This is a genomic window from Prochlorococcus sp. G4PB17 (assembly GCF_059772445.1).
On record NZ_CM186288.1, the window covers coordinates 93482 to 113153 of the forward strand.

Below are 19672 nucleotides of genomic sequence, written 5' to 3' on the forward strand. Positions count from 1 at the left end.
TTATATTGATCTTAATAATTTTCAGGTAAATAAATAATTTATTTACTTTGGTTTAGTTTTTATGATTTAGGAGAGATTATAGTAGTAGTTTTTTAGCTTTAATATATATTAAATTCAATATTTAACTGTTAGCCCCTTTTGAATTAAAATATAATCATTGTTAGGAATTAGAGAATTATGTTTAAAGGTCTTCTTTTTTTTGTAGGCTCGGTTCTATTTTTTATGTTTACTCTGCCAGCTTATGCATCGCTGGACTATGGAAAGCAAACCTTGATAGGCGCTGATTTCTCTAACACCGATTTGAAAGGCGCGACTTTCTACTTAAGTGACCTCCAAAATGCTGATTTTTCAGGTAGTGATCTTCAAGGAGCTAGCTTTTTTGATGCAAAACTTGAAAACGCTAATCTAAGTAATACAAATATGAGAGATGTAACAATGGATGCCGCCATCCTTAACGGCGCAAACCTCTCAAATAGCATATTAGAAGGTGCTTTTGCTTATAATGCTAAATTTGAAAATGTTATTATTAAAGGAGCCGATTTTACTGATGTATTAATTGCAAATGATGTTAAAAACAAGCTATGTATTATCGCAGATGGGATAAATAGTGTCACTAATAAAAAGACTAGTGAGACATTAGATTGTTAATAAATAGGATGCTTTTGAAGAAAAATACTAATCACTCTAAATATATTTTTTGGGTTTCAGTTTTACTTATATGGACTATATCCACCCTGGCTGATCGGATTTGGTGGAATTTTTATAGCAATACTCCTTCATGGGATCAGGCTGATTATCTCAATAGTGCCCTAGACCATGCGCGTGCACTCTCTTTTTTGGATGGAGATAGGGCGTCAGACTTTAGTTCTTTTCTCGATAAGTCTCCAAAGATTCCTCCTTTGGCCTCAATAATCAATGGAGCCATAATTGCCTTTGCTGGTGATGCCCCTCATAAAGCTGCCTGGTCCTTAAGTCTTTGGAATGGATTTTTTATCTTTAATATTGCTTCGTGGGGACTTTATTTGAGAGGAAAAAAATTTGCACTTTTTTGTGTACTAATTAGCGCATTCTCTCCTTTCTTATTTGAACTAAGGACTGATTATGTTTTGGAGTTGCCTTTAATCTCTGCTATTACATTTTATTTGTTTCATCTAGGAAGGTGGAGTGATAAATCTATCGGAGGCAAATGGATTCAATTGATAATCTCCTCTTTTGCATGCGCTTCCTCTTTATTGATTAAGCAGAGTTCATTATTAATTATAATACCTTCTCTATTATTTATTTTTATTCTTTCTTTTAAAAGAGATAAAAAATTTAAATTACAATTTTTATGCTTTTTTCTTATCAATCTTTTAGCAATATTACCTTGGTTTTATCACAATTGGATAATGATATTAAGTGGAACTTACAGAGCTGTATTTGAGTCGGCATCGATAGAAGGTGATCCATCTATTTTGGGTTTAAAAAGTATTTTCTGGTATTTCCCATATTTAGATAATCAATTTGGAAGTATGGTTTTTTTTACTGGATTTTCGGGTATACTATTTATCTTTTTAAGCTACATAAGATCTTTAAGAGTATCAGAAAAATCAGTTGACTGTTTTGATTGTAATTTTTATAAATGGACATGGATCTTATATAATTTAGTTACATGTTGGACTTTTACAACTTTTATTCCTAACAAGGATGAAAGATATATTGCATGTACTATCCCGTTAATTATTTTACTGTTAGCCCTTGGATTCGCTAAGTGGAATGATTGGCTAGGTACTTATTTTAAATTCAAATATTATGGCTTATTACTGATTCCTCCAATAAGCTTTCTCTTTTCCAATTCTGTTAATAAGTTTAATACTTTAGAAACTATTTCAAATAAATATTATCCTGTTAAAAATATTATCTCGATCGTTAAATCAGATCAAGCTTTCGATACCAAAGAAACAGTTATTGTTGTTCCTAGTACTCCAGATATTAATCAGCACAATGTAAGTTATTTTGGGAGAATGAAAGGTGGAAATATCTTAGGCAGACAACTTGGTCAATCTCTTTTGCATATAGAACCTGTTCTTAAACATTCTAATTGGATTATTTTGGCTGAGGGAGATCAAGGCTCAGTTTCAAGTAATTCAATAGTTTTAGATAAAGCGATTAGAGATAGTTCTCTTTTTATTAAAGTTCGAGAATTTCCTAGAGAAAAAGAAGGAAGCTATTCTTTATGGAAGCGAAGTTCAAGTTCACTTAGGAAAACTGAATTTCATAATAGATTTATTGAACTAGCAAATGGAATGGGAAAAGGTCCATTAGGCATTAAATTGATTTTTGATGAAATAGAAATAGAACATATGCTTGATGGGCATTTTAAATATCAAAATATAGTTAGAGATAAGGCGTTATCCAAAATAAGTTCAGACCCCGAAAATGTTGAATATTTGTGGTCTTTATCTCTTCTTAAGATATTATCTAATAGGCCGTCTGAAGCTGATATTTATCTAAGAAATTTAGAGATTGTGTTGCCGAATAATCCCTGGCCAAGTGCTTACAGAACTATTGTTAATCTAGCCTCTTGGAATCCTTGGAAGGCTTCTTCAATAGCAGATAAAGCTCATAAGAGAAATCCTAATTACTTCCTAAAAAGTTTGGGTGATGTTAGTGCAGTCTTTCGAGGAGCCTTTTGGCGCTTAAAATCTGCTTCAAAAAGTGTACCGAATGCAGTAACAAGTATTGATCAAGCTTTAAAACCAATGGAAAAATAGAAGTTTGAGATAAATTCTCAATTTCTAGCTGGAGGATTCAGAGTTGGTCTCTTTCAAATGTTTTTGTTATTTCTTTTAGAAAATCAACTATTTGGGGATTTGTATAACCAAGTTCAGTTCTAAGCCCTTTGCATGAAGATGTAATCTCTTTCCAAATGTCAGCCCTTACAATTGCTTCTCTGTCTTTTAAGTAACGCTCTTCTTTCATTTTTGGATTAATTATGTAAGGTATGGGTTCCTCAGCTTTTTAAGGTGAGCAATCTAATAAATCTTTGAGATTTACTGGGTTGCTTCGATAGATATCTGATCAGTAACTTAAAAATCTAAAAAACCAATTTTTCAAAATTACCTTAACGAAAAAATAAAAGAATCATGAGAATTATGGCGTTCTTGTAGGCATTAAATATTTGTTTTGCTTATATTAGTAGCAACTAAAATAAATCATTTTTAAGTTTCGTTGATTAATTTACCTAATGTTTAGACTTATGTATCAAATTAAAGGGACAAGCATTTAATTAAATACTTCCAAACTCTCCAATAAGGAACGGAGAGTGGGGGATTCGAACCCCCGATGGAGTTGCCCCCATGCTAGTTTTCAAGACTAGAGCCATAAACCACTCGACCAACTCTCCACTTAAAATTTTACCTTATTAGCATCTTAAATCTTAAAAAAAATTGCTCAAACAAGAATTTCATTCCTCTTTGCTACTAACTCAGTTTCAAAGAAGATTATTTTAGACCTTTAAAAATTTCAGAACCTATAGATTCTCAGTATGCATAAATGTCAATGAGGTTATTTGTGCAATAATTTCAGACATTGGTAAATCACATTCATGGCCAGCAACAAGAGCCCACAATCTCGTTTCCTTGGAGACCTTCCTATGGAGGGTGGTATTAGTCAAAAAGAGAAATATCGTTATGTAGCTCATTTGATGTTTTTTATTGGATGTGCACTTTTTTCCTTTGGGATTTGGGCTCTTTCGGGCTTTACTGCTTCAAGCGGGGCATCAGGACCTTTTCCTTTCTAAATTGAGAGGAACATACAGTTGATTTTGGACTGTTAGACCTAAATAAGAACTTATTTTACCGACAACTTATTTATAGTTTTTTCTCTATCTTCAATAAGTGTTAGGAGCCATTTTGACCCTAATGCTCTAGAAATACTTCTATTTTTCAGTAGTTGACAAATTCTTTTGTAAAGTTTGTCAGATTCAATATTCGAATTGAACCACTTTTCGAACTTCAGTATTTCATCAGGGCTTTTACAAGCCCTGAGTTGATCGATAAGTGCATCATTAGTACTTGTGCCATTTATATTTAATGGTTTATCAGTCGTAGTCATTTAAATTTAAGGAGCACAATACCTATTTAATAGTTAGCTAATTTTTCTCATTTGGACAATTATCTTTAAAACTTTTTTGAAAATTAAACTTGTTTTATTAGATCAGTAACTTTTTTAGGTTAATAAAAAATGTACCATTAAAGATTTAATGACTGATCTTAAGATGGTTTAGCAAGTGGAAGTAAGCATTTATCAGAATCGCATCCCGCTGGCCCGGCTTCCGTAAGTTCCCCTTGATCATATCGACTAAGAGCAACAAAGAAATCGCAATTGTCTCGTCTTTTTATGACCTCCGCTTGCAGTTTTGTGTAACATTGTTCGTCAATAGGTTCAAAAGGAAGTCTTGGGAAGGTTGCATTTGCATCAAACCTTGCCAGCAATGCAGCTGAAATATAACCTTTATTTTCGTTTATTGAGCTATGAAGGGCTTTCGCTAAACCCTCTATCTCATTTTCTCTGAATTCAATTGTGGCAGAGGTGTTGTGGTCTGTGTAGTTTTTTTGAACTTGCATATAAAAATCAAATTGAGCAAGAGCTGAGAAGTTATTAATATCAATTTCATCAGCGCCAGGTATGTTTGCCCAACTTACCTCAGTCGGTATTTCAACTAGCCACTCAGTACACTTTGGATCAAATGGATTGTCTAGTAACTTGCCATTTTCATCCTTATCTGATTGAGAAGGAACGATTGTGTATCCATAATCCATGCATGCTAATGCAACTGGATCGTTCTTCCTAAAAGTAATTCTTCTAATAAAACGCTGAGCTTTTGGAGGATGCCAACCTGGTGAAGCCCCTGTCAGAAGACTTTTTGTACCCGCAGGTTGAACTGTTGTACAACGACTGGGACGGCGGATATTATGTCTATCACAATAATCAAATACTGTATCGTTGACAATTTTTCTCCATCGACTCAGAAAAGTAGCTTCTTTAAGTTTAAAATCCTTTCCTTCTTTTGTTTCAGGTCGTCCAGATTCCCACCATTTCAACCATGGAGTCCCAAAGGCATGAACAAAAAAGTCAAAAAGTCCTGTGAAACTGACCCCAACAATGGGATCCCATTCACGACTTTGTCTGTAGCGCTCTACTTCGAATCGATGATTAAGGAGGCAGGCAACTGATAAAGCTGCTGCTTTGAAAGCATCTTCTTGTTGATTTATGTCTAATGGATCAATTTGATTAAGATGGATTTCTGCAAGATTGCAGTGAAAATCAGAACCTAGAATTTCTCCGCAAGGATTAAGACCATATCTACTGAGTCTGTGAAAAAGTTCTTTGTCATCAAATGGACCGTAATTTGATTGAATCCATTTGGAGGCTTCTTCTTTCCCTTGGTCACAATAGATATCTATAAATTCATTCCTGAGTTCTACTGTTGAAAGTATGTCTGCATTTGATCGAGCAATTGCTTCTGGTGCAAATTGAATGGCTCCCTCACCTGAATGGAATTGCTTAATAACGGCATCGACAATAACTTCTAATTCAGGTTTGGTGTGGTAAACACGAGTATGGTTAGCCATCCTTAAGGCATCCTTCTCTGGGTCAATACTCCAATTGCCATCAGAGTCTTGCTTCCATAAATTTTCTTTAGCACCAGCCGCTTCTAAATCTTGAGATGAAAATTGGCGCATGCCCGCACTTCTTCTGATATTACCAGCAACGATTGTCACAGCTGCTTCGTCGATTAGTAGACAACATTCAATTGAAGTTAGTTTTCTTCCTACTGCTTTGTTTAAAAGATTTGCTACGCGAGGGTATAAATCTTTGAGTTTTACAGGATTCGCCATGCCTCCGAAACCTTTGAGTGATTCACCCGCCGGCCTTACATCTTTTAAATCAATAGATACATTAATAACTTTAGAATTGAAACTACAGTCACTGCTTAGTTCAAGGATTTTTTGATAGCTATCAACCCAACCACGTCTACTATCACCAACTTTTATTAATACATTATTATCTTGAATAGAGAATGTAGTTTTTTCATTTCTTTCTTCAGAAGGGGTTAACCCAATATCTGAAACATTTTTAATATTAATTGTATTTGTAACCTCAGGCAGTTGATCAATTAAGTGAGGTTCTATTATTGCACCCGTTCCACAACCCATCATGGCTAAATCCATCATTAGTCCGAAGGCTTGCCAATCAATAAGATTTGTTGAGGTGCAATTGTAGGCTCCAGAAAAATTCTTCTCTTTCTCAATCCATTCTGTTCCCCCTATCCAAAGCCATCTACCGGAGGGAAGAGCTTTTTTCTCCTGTTGCATTCTTTGCATTAAATTTATTTCTGCTTCGTTTAATCCTCCAAGCTTCTTTAGGCCATCGAGGTTTCGTGTGTTTACTTGCTCCCAGCTTTCACGACCTGCTGGAAGTTTCCTGCTATAAGTTCTGTAAAAGACTGGATTAGCTGCAGGTGCAGTTATTGGAAAATCAGTTGTAACATTTTTTTTACCCGATGCTGAATTATTTGTTTCGGGCTGGCTTGTTGCGATTGTCAAAATCTTTGTATCCCTTTGGTAAGTACTACAGTAACGCCATGTATAGCGTTAGCAAGTTTTTTTAACACCATCTACAGGGCTCCAAAGGAAAAACAAATTTTTTCTTTTAGTAATGAATAGAACACCGGAACCAGAACTTATGCAAATCCCTTCGCAGGTAAGGGCTTATGCGGATGCAGATTTTTCCAGGAGTGAATCTATGGTTGTTAAATCTCTTGATAAATTTTTAAAAAAAGCAGGTAGAACTCTTAATAAAAATGATTTAATTCTTGATATTGCATGTGGACCAGGAAATATTGCAGAGAGAATTGCCAAGAATTGGCCTTTTGTAAAAGTTGTAGGAATTGATGGCTCAGAGGAAATGTTGAATGAAGCAGAAAACAGACTTTCGGAAAATCTTACGAAGAATATCTCTTATGAATTGATTGACATTAATTCGATAGCGTCAGATGACATACATTTTCCTTTTAAAGCTGATGTCCTGGTCAGTAATAGTGCCTTGCATCATCTGCATGATCCTTATTGTTTTTGGGGTGCATTAAAAAAACTTGGTAAAACAAATTCTATCCATATTCATCGAGATTTAATAAGACCTGATTCTATTGAAAAAGCATTTGAGTTAGAAGAAAAACATCTTTCAAATTCTCCAGAAATTCTAAAAAAGGATTTTCATGCATCTCTCAAGGCATCATTTACAGTTGAGGAAGTATCTCAACAGCTAGTTGATGCAGGGTTATCTCAATTAGAGGTTTTTCAAGTTGATGAGCTTTATTTTGAGATTATTGGGTGTATTTAATCTTTTCCCTGAACAATTGAACAACCAAAAAAAATAATGAAATCAACTCCCAAAGACAAAACTAATTTAGAACCAAATTTAGAAGAAGAACTAACTATATCTTTAAGTAAGGAAGTTGGTAAAAGAAGAAATTTTGCGATTATTTCCCACCCTGATGCAGGGAAAACCACTTTGACAGAAAAACTTTTACTTTATGGCGGAGCTATTCAACAAGCAGGAGCAGTAAAAGCAAGAGGAGAGCAGAGAAAAGTTACTTCTGACTGGATGGAGCTTGAGAAACAAAGAGGCATATCAATCACATCAACTGTGTTGCAATTTGCTTATAAAGATAAGACCATTAATTTATTAGATACCCCTGGTCACCAGGATTTTTCGGAAGATACCTATAGGACACTTGCCGCTGCTGATAATGCTGTGATGCTTGAGGATGCAGCGAAAGGACTTGAACCGCAAACAAGAAAGCTTTTTGAGGTTTGCAGAATGCGTCAAATACCAATTTTTACGTTCATCAATAAGATGGATAGGCCAGGTCAAGAACCTCTGGAATTATTAGATGAGATTGAGTCTGAATTAGGATTATCAACCTTTGCAGTCAATTGGCCAATAGGAAGTGGTGAGCTTTTTAGAGGTGTTGTTGAGCGTGCCACTAAAGAAGTTGTTTTATTTTCTCGAGCGGAAAGAGGAAAGCAATCTAGTGAAATAAGGCTGAAAATTAATGATCCGGAAGTTAAAAATTTAGTAGAAGAAGAACTATTAAAAAAAGCACTTGAAGAGATTGAGATCCTTGATGAAGCTGGTTGTGATTTAAATCAAGAATTAATACTATCCGGTGAATTAACTCCTGTGTTTTTTGGGTCTGCAATGACCAACTTCGGGGTTAGACCATTTTTAGATAATTTTCTTGAGCTATCTCAGGGACCTGTTGCTCGAAATAGCTTTGATGGACCAATAGCTCCTACAAGAAAATCATTTAGTGGATTTGTATTTAAATTACAAGCAAATATGGATCCAAAACATAGAGATAGAGTGGCTTTCGTGCGTGTATGTAGTGGGAGGTTTAAAAAAGATATGACAGTTCAACATGCTAGGACGGGTAAACAAATCAGGCTTTCAAGGCCTCAAAAGATTTTTGGTCAAGATAGGGCCGTTGTAGATGATGCTTACCCTGGGGATGTTATTGGTTTGAATAATCCAGGGATGTTTTCGATTGGAGATACATTATTTATTGGACAAAGAGTTGAATTTGAGGGGATTCCATGTTTTAGCCCTGAGATATTTAGCTGGTTAAGAAATCCAAATCCTTCAGCTTTTAAGAATTTTAGAAAAGGTGTCAATGAATTAAGAGAGGAGGGAGCTGTCCAAATTCTTTACGATAAAGATCCAAGCAAAAGAGATCCAATTTTGGCCGCAGTTGGTCAGCTTCAGCTTGAGGTAGTACAACATCGACTTGCTAGTGAATATGGAGTGGAAACTAGGCTTGAACCAATGGGTTTTCAAGTAGCTAGATGGGTAAATGGGGGATGGCCGGCTTTGGAGAAGGTTGGGAGGATTTTTAATTGCAAAACTGTCCAGGATGCTTGGCTTAGACCAGTGCTGCTTTTTAAAAATGAATGGAATCTAAATCAGTTAAAGGAAGAACATCCTGAAATGGAATTAAACTCAGTTGCTCCGGTTGTCAGCGGTGTTGATCCTGTTTCCCTTTAAAGTAGATTAATATTTAATTGATAAACAGAGTTCATAAATCTTTTTTTGAAAATCTATGGATCCTGGAACTAATTCACAATCAAATTCAAACTCACAAGATCCATATTTGATACTGGGAATAAATTCGGGTGCAAGTTTTGATGCTATTCAACAAGCAAGAGACAAAAAGTTAATTGAGGCAGGAGAAGACCAAATCACTAAAGCAAAAATAGAAGCTGCTTATGACTCGCTGCTAATGGTAAGTCTTAAGTCAAGACAACTTGGGAATGCAAGTAACGAGGCAATAAACGCATCAAAGAAAGAAAATGAAGCAAAGAAAGTTGGTGACATAGGACCTGGTTCTCTTCTCACTAGGTTGAAAAATTTAAATCTTTCTAAATACGAGGCATCAAAATCTAACTTTTTACCAAGCTTAGAGTTGCCCTCTGGACAAGAACTAAATATAAGAATTTCTCTTGGAATATTGGCTTTTTTACTTGTTTTAATTGTGCCTTCTGAAAGTGTTGAATTAATACTTTCATTCTCAACAATAGGCTTATTCATTAGTCAGTCTCGTAGAGGCAGGCCTTTCTTTTCCTCTATACTCTGGTGCATCCTTCTCCTTAGTATTGGACTTTTATCCGGTGCATTACTTTTAGGCGGTGCTCAATCATTTATTGATAACGCTGGATCATTGTCTTCAGACAAATTTGAGGCGATACCCGCAGTATTTTTACTTTGGTTAGGAGTGATTTTCCTTGATTAATCCTTTAATCGATTAAAGATATCAATTCGTCCTCGTTAACAAGATAAACATTTTTGCAGAATTGACATGTGAGTTCTGCTTTCCCATCCTCCTTTATCATTTCCTGAAGCTCTTTTTTCCCCAATATCTTCAATGCTGATAGGCTTCTTTCTCTTGAACATCTACATTTGAAACGAACTTCTTGAGATGTTCTAATAATATCTGAATGCGATTGATCAAGATCAGGAAAAATTTCTTCAATTAGAGAAATAAGGTTAGTCCCTTTTTTGCTTAGTAATTCACTAAAAGATTTAATTTCTTTACATCGATCTTCAAGTAGGGCTATCAATGAATAATCTCGTTCTGCTTTGGGTAGTATTTGTGCTAACAGTCCTCCGCTACAAACTATTCCATTCTGATTAATTCTTTCTCCAACAAATACAGCTGATGGTGTTTGTTCAGAATGTAATAAATAGGAAGCTATGTCTTCACCTATACCTCCACTAATTAATTCAACTGTGCTGTTGTGGGGCTCACCCCTACCATCGTCTCTAATAACATGAAGATAGCCAATACCTGTAGCTTTTCTAAAATCAAATGTATAGTGATTGCTTTTATTTTTAATTAGGTCTAATTCAAGACTTGGATCGCCAACATAACCTCTCACACTTCCATCTCTACCCGCATCAATAGTTAATCCTTTTAGTGGTCCATTTGAGCTTACCCTTAAAGTCACCCTTCCATGATTTACCTTCATTGAGCTTGCAAGCAAGAGGCTTGCACTCATGGCCCTACCTACAATTGCAGAAGTTAAATATGAAAGAGAATGTCTTTCTTTTGCTTCTTTTGTTGATTCAGTTGTTGATACGGCGACTAGCCTGATCCCTCCTTTCGCAGCCGTAGCTCTTACTAGTGAATCTGTCATTGATTAGTTGAATTGTTTCTCAGGGATAAGTTGACCATTGTGCAACTCATAATTGTCGGTATTCAAATTTTTAAAAAGTTCCGGTTCATGTGTAACTATTAAAATGGTTTGCTTGTCTTTAAGCTTTACAAGTAATTCTATAATTCCGTTTCTCACTGACCAATCTAAACCCGCTGTTGGCTCGTCCAATAAAAGTACTTTTGGACTCCTTAATAGTTGAACAGCAATGGCTAGTCGTCGTTGTTGTCCTCCACTAAGAGATTCTGGCGGCTTCTTTAAATCTAAGTTGATCAACCCCACCTTTGTGAGAGCTGAAATTTGTTCTTCAGTCGTTAACCTCTTATGTCCAAGACGTAATTCTTGAGCTACCGATAATCCAAGGAAATATCTTTCTGGAAATTGAAAAACTAATCCACATAACCACCTGCGCTGACGTGCATTTAGAGTTTTGTTGAACCATGTTATCTCTCCTTTTTGATATCCTGATAGACCGCTAATGATTTCTACCAATGTAGTTTTTCCACTTCCACTGGGTCCACTTACTATTGTGATTTTTCCATTATTTGATTTTAAACACAAATCTCTAAGGATTGGTTTCTCTGCTGTTGAGGGATGGTAATAAATATTTTGTAAACTAAGCATTCTTTTTATTGAGGCTTTGATCAATCAAATAAAGATTTTTCAATTTTCTTTAATCAACTTACATTAGATTATGTTTGATATCTTTTAGTTTTTCTTTTTTAAGATCTATTGTTTATGGAAGTTCGATTTCGTGAAGTTGATCCTTTCAATTGTTGGATATGGCTTAGATATTCTGAGGTCCCAAGTAAGGGAGAAAAAGAATACATCGATGGTATTTTTGATTCTTGGTATGTGCTAGGCAGACTTGGGGGGTTTAATTCTGAAAATTTGCAAACGCATGAAATGGGTTCTGATGTCAGTTGGATGAGCTATGAAAATGACGATACCTCTTCTAATAATCTTCCATCATTAATGCATAATCTTGGAGAATTTGAATTTAATGAGTGTTGGGCTAGATGTTGGGTCGATTTAGGTACTTCTGACCTCATCGCAATTGACGTTTTGATAAATGTACTTAAACAAATGGATGTTGATGTTGTAAAAATAGAGGAACTAATTATCGGAGGAGTCAATCAAGATTGGCCAGTAGAAGAACATCCTGATGCAATTTTTTCTTCAACAGATTAATTTTCTATGGCTGAGAAAAGAAGATTATTTATTAATCCAAATCGATTAAGTGATGAAATCGATTCAAATGGAGAGTTGATGTTGACCTCTAATGAATCTCATTATTTATCTAGGGTTATGAGGATGAGATCTGAAGACCTTTTTGAGGTTGTTGATGGAAAAGGTCATCTTTGGAACGCAAAAATTGTTGAAAAAAAAACTATAAAATTAACCAATGGTTTTGATAAACCTCTTCAAGTCGTTTTAAGACAGAGACCATTAATAGGAATTGCTGTTGTTATTCCTAAAAAGGGGTTTGAAAACTTTTTGCAAATGAGTTGTGAGATAGGAGTTGACATTATTCAACCATTAATTTCAAAACGATCAGTAGTTAAAGAATGCAATAACGAAAAAATTATTAGATTTCAAAAAATTATTCAGGAAGCCGTTGAGCAATCTGAAAGACTCTGGAGTCCAGAACTAATGCAGGCATTGACATTTTCTAATTGGATAAATGATTTGCCTTCCGAAGCTCAAATCGGATTTGCTACAACACGTATTCAAAACTTGCAAGATTGTGTGAATTGGTTAAAAGAAACACCAAATAAAGTCAATCAAGTTTGGGTGGTAGTTGGTCCAGAGGGAGGCTGGAATAAAGACGAAGAGGTATTAGCTTTTGACTCTGGCTTGTCTGGGGTATCTATGGGAGAAACTATTTTGAGAACATCAACTGCTGCCGTATGTGCCTGTCAGTTAATGACTTCCTGGAGAAGACTTAAATTATCCCTTTAAGATTGAATATTTTTGATCATAAAACCGTCTATTGTTTAGAACAGGAATGCCGATTAGGAACGATGTCTAACTTTTCTTTAATTAGCGGTATTTGGATCAATGCTTTTTTGATTAACTTCTTGTTTATATTTTTAGGACATAGGCTTCCATTTTTAACTAAGGAAGGTTGGATTCATGCTGGAATACTTGGAACACTTTTATTAGGATCTATTGGTTGGAATGGTTGGATATCAGTTTGTGTATATCTCTTGTTGGGAACTTTAGTTACAAAAATTGGATACAAAAACAAGGCTTCCCGAGGGATTGCTGAAGCAAGAGGTGGTCAACGTGGCCCTGAAAATGTGTGGGGGTCTGCAGCAACAGGTTGTTCCCTCGCTTTATTAAGTTGTCTTTGGCCAACTTTTTTAAATTTATTCATGGTTGGCTTTGCTTCTAGTTTCAGTGCAAAGCTTTCCGATACTTTTTCAAGTGAAATTGGCAAAAGATTTGGTAAAGGAACTTTTCTAATTACGACTTTTAAGCCAGTACCACCAGGAACAGAGGGGGCAATAAGCATCGAAGGTTCGATAGCTGGTTTGTTAGGAAGTTTTATCATGACTGTGTTTATGCTTAATTTATCGATCATTTCTGGACTATCTGTTGCTTTTATAGTCTTCTTATCTGGCTATTTAGCAACTTTTCTAGAAAGTTTTATTGGAGCAGTGGTGCAGAATAAGATTGATTGGATGACTAATGAATTAGTTAACTCTATCCAGACATCTATAGCCGCTATAATTTCTATCTTTTTATATTTGAATTTTGTTTGAAATATTTATTTTAAATCAGCCCAATTCTTGAGTGCTGGCCATTCACTAATTTGTTCATAAATCCATTTATGACCCTTAGTATTCAGATGTATTCCATCTGATGAGAGTAATTCTTTAAATGATAATAAGTTGATCATTTTTTCATGGATAGATAAAAATGGAACATTTAATTCTAAGCAAGTTTCTTCAATCTTATTTTCATACTTAGAACAAGCTTGATTTGAATACCAAAGACATTTTGCAAAAGGCATTGAGTCTTCATTAACAGGTGTTAATCCAAGAACCATTATATGTACTTCATTCTTAATTTCTTTTACTAATTGTTTTAAGCCAAATTTAAAAGCATCTTCGGTCAGTTGGGGCCGGCCATCTTTTCTTCCAATTCTAGCGGTATCATTTAATCCAATTGATAGCAAAATGCCTTCAGGAACTTTTCTTCTTAACTCTCCCCTTGTTGCCCACTCATTCTTATATCTTATAGCAACTTTCTCTAATCCATCTCCTCTTACTCCAAGGGAATAAATGATAGGGGCGTCCTGTAAATTTAACCAGCTTTGTCTTAATCTTTCTGACCATCCACCTCCCTCTAGATCTCCCCATCCGTAAACCCCACTATCTCCAATTATGATTAATTTTTTTTGATATTTATTCATAAGTAGATATGTTGAATAAAATAACTAACTAATGAAATTTCTGGTTGAATTCTTTAACCAATAATTTTGAGTAGTGTTAAATAAAAATTCTCCTGATATTGTTAATAAAGAGAAAGTAGCAGTTATTATCATGACTTGAGCCCAATCGAATGAGCTTAGTGATTCCTGTAATTGCCACCCTAATCCTACTCCTCCGACTGCACCTATAAGTGCTGTTTCCTTTAGGATAACGTCACTTCTGTATGCTCCATAAGCTAAGTAACTATTACTTTGGGGGGCTAATATTCCATAAAGTGTTGCTGATTGTTTGCTTGAACCATTGCTTTTAATTACTCGATAAATACTTTTTTCTTGATTTAGTATGTTATCTGTAAGTAATCTTCCCATAACACCCATATGTGTAATTCCTAGTGATAATGCGGCTACAGATATATTAGGATTAGTAAAAAAAAGAATAAGTATAGTGGTCAATGGAGGAGGTATCAATCTAAAGAAGATCCAAATAAGATTTTGAACTTTTAGAAGGAATTTACCTGGGAATAAAACTAGTAAAAGTGGAGGTGTCCCTATTGCAATCCCAGACGCGAAAAAAGTTATTAAAATTGTTGTAATGATTAGTTTAAATAGAGGTAAGGTATTAAATCCATTTCTTATCTCTACGAGTGAAGGTAAATTTAAATATGAAAAGCTTAAGGGAGTAAATATCTCAAAATTTAAATTATTAAGCCAACTAATACCTAACGATAGCGATAGTGAAAATATTGAGACTGAAATTAAGAAAGAATTTTTCAAACTAATCTTTTCAGATAAATAATTTCTTAAAAATCTTATAAATTTCTCTAATAAAATCATTACCAACCAAAGCATCCACAAACAAGTCCACATTTCATTGAACTCAAAGGATTTTAAAGTTAAATATAGTTCTGTTCCTATCCCTCCTAATCCAAATATTCCAAGTAATGTTACACCTCTAATAGCACATTCAAATCTGTAACTTCCATATGTAGATACGATAGGTATCAACTTTGGTAGTAAAATAGTTATAAATGAGCTCATAATATTAGATCCAGTTTGCTTAATTGCGATTAGAGGTTGTGTGTCAAAACTATCTAGTTGTGCTGAAATTACTCTTGCTGTTAAGGCTGAATAGGGAATGACTATAGATATAATTGCCACCCAAATATTCAAACCTAAAATTTGTATAAATAGCAAGCCCCAAACTACTTCATGTATTGATCTTGGAATTGCTAATGAGTATTTTATGAATTTACCTAAATAATAAAATTTAGGAATATTTTTCCAAAATAAATCTGTAGATAGTACACCTAAAAGAATTCCAATAAGCATACTTATAGCCCAGCTAGTTAAAGCAGTCGCAATTGTTATTTGAAGCCCTTCCCATGCGCTTTTAACTACTTCTTGATTGAACGATGGTTTTATTGCTGAACTTATGAATAGAAATATAATATTTAGACCCCCAATATGAATCCCTTTGATGATTTCTATTAGAATGGGAATGAAGGCTATTGATGGGATTAATGTTAATAAAGTTGATACTGGTTTTATTAATTTCATTATCAATTAAATAGCCAATCAAACTCCGATTGAGTAATATTATGAATTTCTTTATCTATTATAATCTCTCCATCTTTTAACCCAATAACTCTATTAAAATTATTTATTAAATTTATTTGGTGAAGACTTACTAGTATGGTCTCAGGTATTTTAATTCTAAGATAATTTTTTTGATTAATAAATAAATTTAAGATATTTTCTGATAATAGAGGGTCTAAATTTGAGAAAGGTTCGTCTCCAAGAACAATCTCTGGTTCTTGTCTTAAAAGACGTGCAATTGCTACTCTTTTTTTTTGCCCACCAGAAAGTTTATTTATATGGGAATAAATAGTTTTTTTTGGGAGAAAGACTGCTGCTAGGCATTCTTGGCATAAACCTTTATCTAAGACTCCAAGGAGATTTTTTAAAGCCCATATGAAATTGTGTTTACCTAATGCTCCGCAGTTTATATTCTGAGCGACATTTAGCTCTTCTATCAAAGATAAATCCTGCCATATAGTTCCTATTTTTGATGACTCAATATTTGAGATATTGTTAATGTGAGAACCTTTCCATATTACATCCCCTTCGTTTGGGATTAGTGATCCATTCGCGATCGAGATTAATGTACTTTTGCCAGAGCCACTTTTGCCAATAAGCGCTATCTTTTCACCTTGATGTATTGATAAATTAATATCTTTTACTCTGATATTCTCCTGACTATAAAGGCTTACATTCTTTAATTCTAGTAACTTAGTCACTTAATCTTTCCAATTTCTCTACCTATCTTTTCTATTTTATTGTAATTATCGTTTTTTGATATTATAAATTTCTTTGCGCTAAATAATTCGAGAATTTTTTTTTGTTTTTTTGACTCTTCATTGAAACTTAAAAATACATTTGTGAGGTCTTTCGTAAAACCATTTTTGAACTTTTTATCTAGGTCTCCTTGAGCAAGCCAATGATAATTATGATAAAAAGGAGTATTCCAAATCACAAAGACTTTTGAGGGGTCCACGCGTCCTCTCTCAAGATTTCTCTCCCATACTTCTTTGCTAAGAGCACCTGCCTCATATGAACCACTTTGCACAAGCATTAATGTTGCATCGTGGCTACCACTAAAGCCTGGGCTTGCACCTTTGAAATCTTTAAGTTGTATACCTGATTTGCTTAAAAAATATTGTGGCATTAATCTTCCTGATGTTGAACTTTCAGAGCCAAAAGTAAAACGCTTGTCTTTTAGTGTTTTCATGTCATTTAGGTTATTTATTTTTTGGATTGAACTTTTCTTGTTTGCAATAAAAACACTTTGGAATTTCTCATCAATATCTCTTTGGGCTATTACCTTGGATCCTTTGGTTTGAAGTCTTGCTTGTACTCCCGTGAGAGCACCGAACCATACTAAATCTAAATTCCCGGTCCTAAAAGCTGTTACAGCTGCAGCATAATTATTAACTGGTAAATAACGGACTTGAACATTGAGCTGCTCGCTTAATTCAGAGGATAAAACCTTATATAAACGATTCAGGTGCTCTGGGTTTTGATCTGGTATTGCCCCAATACGAAGGATTTCTTCTGCTTTTAATGAGCCAATAGTAGATAAATTAAATATTGATAGAAGAGCAATAGTTATTTTTCTGAGCTTTAGCATGGATATTTTTTGAATAATTATTTTATAAAAGATTTAATAAGTTTTCTAGTCGATCAATTCCATCATTGATCATTTCATTTGAAGCTGCGTAGGAGATTCGTATGCATTTATCATCTCCGAAGGCAATTCCTGGAACTATTGCTAGACCAACCTTTTCGAGCGCCAACTTGCAGAAACTTATTGAATCAATCTCCTCCAATTTTATTTCGGGGAAAACATAGAAAGCTCCATTAGGAGGGACAAAAGAAATATTTTTTATTTTTTTTAGTCTTTCTATGATTAGTAACCTCCTCTTGTTATAAATTTCCGCCATTTCATGAACACAATCTTTTGATCCTTGAAGTGCTGCAATAGCTCCTTTTTGAGCAAAACTACATACATTGCTTGTGCTTTGACTTTGTAAAGCGATAGCTTTTTTTATTACCTCGGTATTTCCTGTTAGGTATCCAATCCTCCAGCCAGTCATTGCCCAAGCCTTTGCGAATCCGTTGACTGTGAAAATTCTATTTTTTAAATCTGGTGCTATTTTTGCAAAACTGTGATGAACATGATTTGGAGAAATAAGAAATTCATAAATTTCATCACTCATTAAAAAAATTCTTGGATGTCTTCTTAAAAACTCAGAAATATTATGCATTTCTTGCTCGGTTAAAACGCAGCCTGTTGGATTACTTGGAGAGTTAATAATTAATAACCTTGTTTTTTCAGTTACGCTTTCTTCCAGAGAATTGATATCTATTTTGAAATTATCTTTAGTTGAAGATTTTATTTTAATTGGCTTTGCACCAGCCAAAAGAGTTATTTCAGGATAACTAAGCCAATAAGGTGAAGGTATGAGAACTTCATCTCCTGGATTTAAAACTACTTGAAATAAATTGTATATAGCTTGTTTGCCTCCATTGGTTACCAAAACATTGTCTGTGTTTGTAGGAACTTTATTAATAGTTGATTGTTTTTGCGCAATAGCCTCTCTTAATTCAGGATCTCCTGCGGCTGGCCCATAACGAGTTTTTCCATCTTTTAATGCTTTTAAAGTTGCATCGATAATAAATTCAGGGGTATCGAAATCAGGTTCCCCTGCGCTTAAACTACAAATATTTTTCCCTTCAGCTTTCAAAGCCTTAGCTTTTGCGCTGATCTCAAGAGTTAGAGAAGGTTTTATTGAGAGAGCTCTTATCGATATCTGTGATTTTTCAGTCATCTTCGAAGCATAACTTCAAAATGTATTTCTTAGATTCACTTTTAAAGTGAATTCATCTAATTACAAACTTACTACTTAATCAGATACTTGCATGCCTTTGATGAACATAAACTTTGTAATTGCTTCTAAAAACCCTAAAGAATTGTCAGGATTTTATGCCAAGATCAACTCTGACAAGGTGATTAAAGGTTTTGATGCAACTCATTATTTTATTTCATTAAGTAATCGATCCAAAATACATTTTTATAGACCTAATAAAAATCACGAATGGCAAAGGAAAGGAAACTCAACCTCATTGTGTTTTCAAAGGGAACCTTGTGCGGATCCATCAAAAATCTTAAAGGACTGGACATCTGAGATATTGAAAATAGGAGGTAGTGTAATGGGAATTCCAAAGTTGGCAAACTTCGGGTCTGAGCAATGGATGCTTGACCCAGAAGGTAATCAATTTTTAATTTTGGTGCCCTATCTTTTAAAAGGATCAGATAAGGAAGCTTTGATTTGACCAAAAACAATCCCTCTAATAAAGATGATTCTAAAGTTTCTTATTTAAGCAACACTATTAACAAAATTGTTGTATCAAGGGGTAACCCTTTTGCAAAGTTAATGATTATTGGAGAAGCTCCAGGTGCAAAGGAAGAGGAGTTAGGAAAGCCATTTGTTGGAAGATCTGGAAAATTACTTGATCAATTGCTTCAAAATGCGGGGATTGATATCAGCCTAGATGTTTATTTTTGCAACGTGGTCAAATGTAGACCTCCAAAAAATAGACGCCCAACAAAGACTGAAATAGAGGAAAATCTTCCGTGGTTGTATCAACAAATCAAACTTGTAAATCCAAAAATTATAGTTCTTGTTGGTGCTACAGCATTAGAAGCAATTTTAAAAAATAAGTCCCCCATAAGCATTCTCAGGGGTAAATGGATTGATTGGGATGGAAGGCTCGTCATGCCTATTTTTCATCCTGCTTATTTACTTAGAAATCAATCAAAAGAGGAAGGAACTCCAATGAGTTTAACTAAATCTGATTTTTTAAAAATGAAAGAAAAAATTGATGCTTTAAAATAGCCCTCAAATATGTCATTCTT

21 protein-coding genes and 1 tRNA gene are annotated in these 19672 nt (G+C 34.4%); 11 read left to right on the top strand and 11 right to left on the bottom strand.

All coding sequences use genetic code 11. The features are described 5' to 3' along the window. The first annotated feature begins 177 nt into the window (after positions 1-177). Together AC6EJB_RS00450 and AC6EJB_RS00455 are read left to right on the top strand one after the other, a co-directional pair. Entirely contained in the window at positions 178-648 is a 471-nt protein-coding gene (locus AC6EJB_RS00450) for a pentapeptide repeat-containing protein (protein ID WP_498491685.1), read from the top strand. 8 nt (positions 649-656) lie between these two features. Beyond that, the gene (locus tag AC6EJB_RS00455; protein WP_498491687.1) at positions 657-2753 is read left to right on the top strand and encodes an ArnT family glycosyltransferase; all 2097 of its coding nucleotides are present in this window, start codon (positions 657-659) and stop codon (positions 2751-2753) included. A 37-nt stretch (positions 2754-2790) separates the two neighbouring features. Here AC6EJB_RS00455 and AC6EJB_RS00460 read toward each other — a convergent pair whose 3' ends face one another. Together AC6EJB_RS00460 and AC6EJB_RS00465 are read right to left on the bottom strand one after the other, a co-directional pair. Then, entirely contained in the window at positions 2791-2961 is a 171-nt protein-coding gene (locus tag AC6EJB_RS00460) for a hypothetical protein (protein ID WP_498491688.1), read from the bottom strand. A gap of 337 nt (positions 2962-3298) precedes the next feature. After that, positions 3299-3385: transfer RNA gene (locus AC6EJB_RS00465), tRNA-Ser, on the bottom strand. Between the two features lie 201 nt (positions 3386-3586). Here AC6EJB_RS00465 and AC6EJB_RS00470 point away from each other — a divergent pair. Then, a complete protein-coding gene (locus AC6EJB_RS00470; protein WP_011293625.1) occupies positions 3587-3781 on the top strand; it encodes a hypothetical protein in 195 nt (64 codons plus the stop codon). A 50-nt stretch (positions 3782-3831) separates the two neighbouring features. Here AC6EJB_RS00470 and AC6EJB_RS00475 read toward each other — a convergent pair whose 3' ends face one another. Both AC6EJB_RS00475 and nrdJ read right to left on the bottom strand, forming a co-directional pair. After that, positions 3832-4095, bottom strand: coding sequence for an RNA recognition motif-containing protein (locus AC6EJB_RS00475; RefSeq protein WP_498491689.1), 264 nt, complete (start codon positions 4093-4095; stop codon positions 3832-3834). Positions 4096-4253: 158 nt separating this feature from the next. Next, positions 4254-6590, bottom strand: a complete 2337-nt coding sequence (gene nrdJ / locus AC6EJB_RS00480; RefSeq protein WP_498491690.1) for a ribonucleoside-triphosphate reductase, adenosylcobalamin-dependent — start codon at positions 6588-6590, stop codon at positions 4254-4256. A gap of 112 nt (positions 6591-6702) precedes the next feature. Between nrdJ and AC6EJB_RS00485 the strand changes: the two genes are divergently transcribed. The 3 genes from AC6EJB_RS00485 to AC6EJB_RS00495 are packed head-to-tail and all read left to right on the top strand — an operon-like array spanning position 6703 to position 9835. Next, the gene (locus tag AC6EJB_RS00485) at positions 6703-7386 is read left to right on the top strand and encodes a class I SAM-dependent methyltransferase (RefSeq protein WP_498491691.1); all 684 of its coding nucleotides are present in this window, start codon (positions 6703-6705) and stop codon (positions 7384-7386) included. 36 nt (positions 7387-7422) lie between these two features. Beyond that, on the top strand, positions 7423-9090 hold the full coding sequence (locus tag AC6EJB_RS00490; RefSeq protein ID WP_498491693.1) for a peptide chain release factor 3: 1668 nt from the start codon (positions 7423-7425) through the stop codon (positions 9088-9090). A 55-nt stretch (positions 9091-9145) separates the two neighbouring features. Further along, on the top strand, positions 9146-9835 hold the full coding sequence (locus AC6EJB_RS00495; RefSeq protein ID WP_498491695.1) for a CPP1-like family protein: 690 nt from the start codon (positions 9146-9148) through the stop codon (positions 9833-9835). A gap of 4 nt (positions 9836-9839) precedes the next feature. On the opposite strand, the gene hslO is transcribed toward AC6EJB_RS00495, so the two are convergent. Both hslO and AC6EJB_RS00505 read right to left on the bottom strand, forming a co-directional pair. Then, positions 9840-10739, bottom strand: coding sequence for an Hsp33 family molecular chaperone HslO (gene hslO / locus AC6EJB_RS00500; protein ID WP_498491696.1), 900 nt, complete (start codon positions 10737-10739; stop codon positions 9840-9842). Between the two features lie 3 nt (positions 10740-10742). Beyond that, entirely contained in the window at positions 10743-11381 is a 639-nt protein-coding gene (locus AC6EJB_RS00505) for an ABC transporter ATP-binding protein (RefSeq protein ID WP_498491698.1), read from the bottom strand. A gap of 114 nt (positions 11382-11495) precedes the next feature. Here AC6EJB_RS00505 and AC6EJB_RS00510 point away from each other — a divergent pair, with 114 nt between their 5' ends. The 3 genes from AC6EJB_RS00510 to AC6EJB_RS00520 all read left to right on the top strand — a co-directional run bounded on the left by AC6EJB_RS00510 (position 11496) and on the right by AC6EJB_RS00520 (position 13525). Continuing rightward, a complete protein-coding gene (locus tag AC6EJB_RS00510) occupies positions 11496-11948 on the top strand; it encodes a DUF3531 family protein (RefSeq protein WP_498491699.1) in 453 nt (150 codons plus the stop codon). A 6-nt stretch (positions 11949-11954) separates the two neighbouring features. Further along, on the top strand, positions 11955-12719 hold the full coding sequence (locus AC6EJB_RS00515; protein ID WP_498491700.1) for a 16S rRNA (uracil(1498)-N(3))-methyltransferase: 765 nt from the start codon (positions 11955-11957) through the stop codon (positions 12717-12719). Between the two features lie 62 nt (positions 12720-12781). Further along, positions 12782-13525 carry a TIGR00297 family protein gene (locus AC6EJB_RS00520; RefSeq protein ID WP_498491701.1) on the top strand — a complete coding sequence of 248 codons (744 nt, stop codon included), beginning with the start codon at positions 12782-12784 and terminating at the stop codon, positions 13523-13525. A 5-nt stretch (positions 13526-13530) separates the two neighbouring features. On the opposite strand, the gene AC6EJB_RS00525 is transcribed toward AC6EJB_RS00520, so the two are convergent. The 5 genes from AC6EJB_RS00525 to AC6EJB_RS00545 are packed head-to-tail and all read right to left on the bottom strand — an operon-like array spanning position 13531 to position 18584. Then, positions 13531-14178 carry a GDSL-type esterase/lipase family protein gene (locus AC6EJB_RS00525; protein WP_498491702.1) on the bottom strand — a complete coding sequence of 216 codons (648 nt, stop codon included), beginning with the start codon at positions 14176-14178 and terminating at the stop codon, positions 13531-13533. Positions 14179-14202: 24 nt separating this feature from the next. After that, positions 14203-15753, bottom strand: a complete 1551-nt coding sequence (locus tag AC6EJB_RS00530; RefSeq protein WP_498491703.1) for a PhnE/PtxC family ABC transporter permease — start codon at positions 15751-15753, stop codon at positions 14203-14205. Between the two features lie 2 nt (positions 15754-15755). After that, positions 15756-16493 (bottom strand): ATP-binding cassette domain-containing protein, encoded by a 738-nt coding sequence (locus AC6EJB_RS00535; RefSeq protein ID WP_498491704.1) that lies wholly within the window; start codon positions 16491-16493, stop codon positions 15756-15758. Then, positions 16490-17383 carry a putative selenate ABC transporter substrate-binding protein gene (locus AC6EJB_RS00540; protein ID WP_498491705.1) on the bottom strand — a complete coding sequence of 298 codons (894 nt, stop codon included), beginning with the start codon at positions 17381-17383 and terminating at the stop codon, positions 16490-16492. The genes AC6EJB_RS00535 and AC6EJB_RS00540 overlap by 4 nt, the downstream gene beginning before the upstream one ends. Positions 17384-17405: 22 nt before the next feature. Beyond that, complete coding sequence (locus AC6EJB_RS00545; RefSeq protein WP_498491706.1) at positions 17406-18584, bottom strand: pyridoxal phosphate-dependent aminotransferase; 1179 nt, start codon at positions 18582-18584, stop codon at positions 17406-17408. A 100-nt stretch (positions 18585-18684) separates the two neighbouring features. Here AC6EJB_RS00545 and AC6EJB_RS00550 point away from each other — a divergent pair, with 100 nt between their 5' ends. Together AC6EJB_RS00550 and AC6EJB_RS00555 are read left to right on the top strand one after the other, a co-directional pair. Beyond that, positions 18685-19089, top strand: a complete 405-nt coding sequence (locus tag AC6EJB_RS00550) for a lactoylglutathione lyase (protein ID WP_498491708.1) — start codon at positions 18685-18687, stop codon at positions 19087-19089. Beyond that, positions 19086-19652, top strand: coding sequence for a uracil-DNA glycosylase (locus tag AC6EJB_RS00555; RefSeq protein ID WP_498491709.1), 567 nt, complete (start codon positions 19086-19088; stop codon positions 19650-19652). The genes AC6EJB_RS00550 and AC6EJB_RS00555 overlap by 4 nt, the downstream gene beginning before the upstream one ends. Positions 19653-19672: the final 20 nt, after the last annotated feature.

Coding starts and splice junctions, on each gene's coding strand:
- AC6EJB_RS00510 (WP_498491699.1), top strand. CDS start 11,496: ATGGAAGTTCGATTTCGTGAAGTTGATCCTTTCAATTGTTGGATATGG.
- AC6EJB_RS00475 (WP_498491689.1), bottom strand. CDS start 4,095: ATGACTACGACTGATAAACCATTAAATATAAATGGCACAAGTACTAAT.
- AC6EJB_RS00530 (WP_498491703.1), bottom strand. CDS start 15,753: ATGAAATTAATAAAACCAGTATCAACTTTATTAACATTAATCCCATCA.
- hslO (WP_498491696.1), bottom strand. CDS start 10,739: ATGACAGATTCACTAGTAAGAGCTACGGCTGCGAAAGGAGGGATCAGG.
- AC6EJB_RS00515 (WP_498491700.1), top strand. CDS start 11,955: ATGGCTGAGAAAAGAAGATTATTTATTAATCCAAATCGATTAAGTGAT.
- AC6EJB_RS00545 (WP_498491706.1), bottom strand. CDS start 18,584: ATGACTGAAAAATCACAGATATCGATAAGAGCTCTCTCAATAAAACCT.
- AC6EJB_RS00505 (WP_498491698.1), bottom strand. CDS start 11,381: ATGCTTAGTTTACAAAATATTTATTACCATCCCTCAACAGCAGAGAAA.
- AC6EJB_RS00520 (WP_498491701.1), top strand. CDS start 12,782: ATGTCTAACTTTTCTTTAATTAGCGGTATTTGGATCAATGCTTTTTTG.
- AC6EJB_RS00550 (WP_498491708.1), top strand. CDS start 18,685: ATGAACATAAACTTTGTAATTGCTTCTAAAAACCCTAAAGAATTGTCA.
- AC6EJB_RS00525 (WP_498491702.1), bottom strand. CDS start 14,178: ATGAATAAATATCAAAAAAAATTAATCATAATTGGAGATAGTGGGGTT.
- AC6EJB_RS00450 (WP_498491685.1), top strand. CDS start 178: ATGTTTAAAGGTCTTCTTTTTTTTGTAGGCTCGGTTCTATTTTTTATG.
- AC6EJB_RS00495 (WP_498491695.1), top strand. CDS start 9,146: ATGGATCCTGGAACTAATTCACAATCAAATTCAAACTCACAAGATCCA.
- AC6EJB_RS00490 (WP_498491693.1), top strand. CDS start 7,423: ATGAAATCAACTCCCAAAGACAAAACTAATTTAGAACCAAATTTAGAA.
- AC6EJB_RS00540 (WP_498491705.1), bottom strand. CDS start 17,383: ATGCTAAAGCTCAGAAAAATAACTATTGCTCTTCTATCAATATTTAAT.
- AC6EJB_RS00460 (WP_498491688.1), bottom strand. CDS start 2,961: ATGAAAGAAGAGCGTTACTTAAAAGACAGAGAAGCAATTGTAAGGGCT.
- AC6EJB_RS00455 (WP_498491687.1), top strand. CDS start 657: ATGCTTTTGAAGAAAAATACTAATCACTCTAAATATATTTTTTGGGTT.
- AC6EJB_RS00470 (WP_011293625.1), top strand. CDS start 3,587: ATGGCCAGCAACAAGAGCCCACAATCTCGTTTCCTTGGAGACCTTCCT.
- AC6EJB_RS00485 (WP_498491691.1), top strand. CDS start 6,703: ATGAATAGAACACCGGAACCAGAACTTATGCAAATCCCTTCGCAGGTA.